Source organism: Leptospira noumeaensis (genome assembly GCF_004770765.1).
GTDB lineage: Bacteria > Spirochaetota > Leptospiria > Leptospirales > Leptospiraceae > Leptospira_A > Leptospira_A noumeaensis.
In genome coordinates this window covers 1-883 of record NZ_RQFK01000040.1, presented here as the reverse complement: position 1 = coordinate 883, position 883 = coordinate 1, and the positions used below count along the sequence as shown (strand labels likewise).

1 protein-coding gene is annotated in these 883 nt (G+C 41.0%); it reads right to left on the bottom strand.

The window, feature by feature from the left end:
* A partial coding sequence (locus tag EHQ24_RS19155; protein WP_135603199.1) for a TIGR04388 family protein occupies positions 1-833 on the bottom strand: 833 nt, incomplete at its 3' end.
* Between the last annotated feature and the right edge of the window lie 50 nt (positions 834-883).

The following is an 883-nucleotide window of genomic DNA, read 5'->3' as shown; positions in this document are numbered from 1 at the left end:
AAGTTACAAGTAACTCCTGTATCCAAATCCGTTTGGAAACTATCCAACATTCCTTTGATGGAGTCGATCACAGCAGTCTTATACTGATTGATCACATCTAGGTTTTGTTGGAATATAGTGTGATTTTGTGCAATGGAATTCTTTATAGATTCATATTGTTGTGTGATGTTCGTAATCGAACTTGCAAAATCGTTCAAACCTTGTTGGTAGTTCTGGTTGTAAGTATTTTGCCAGCTGGAAGCCGCAACTGCCACTTGGCTTTGTAGGTTTTGGGTAACAGAAAGGTTATTGAGGTATTGGTTGTATAGAGACTGTTGTCCAATTCGTGATAGATAAGAACTATCTACATAATTGGTATTAAGCTTAGTAACAAATTCTGATTGGTTTTCTAGAAAATGAGCATTTGCCTTGTCTTGCCAGTCTAGAAGAGCTTGTGACTTCTGGCTTTGCATCTCTCTGTAAACATAATCTTTATACGCATCAACAGAGTTATAGCTATCTGAGGTTGTGATACTGTCCACATAGGCATTGATGGCCGAATCTACACTAGCCTCCCATGCAGCTCGTGCGGTTCCCACATAACTTTCTACGCGGTTTGTCCAGGTGGCTAAATTGTTCTGGAAGTAAACCTGTCCATAGAACTGGTTCATGAACTGGCGGTCGTATTCTCCGGTTTGTAATTCGGGGATGAGTTCTTGGGAAGAGAGGGTATGTGGTGTGCTGAGAAGCATACAAAAGACAGATAAGATCCCGAGTGTGGCTTGGATCCTGGTAAAGGTTCCGTATTCACGAACTTTGGCTACGGTTTCTTCTTTTCTCAGTTGTACTTGCATAGTGGTTCCCTCAAAACTTATCCAAATAGGTCATCGACTAACTGATTTGG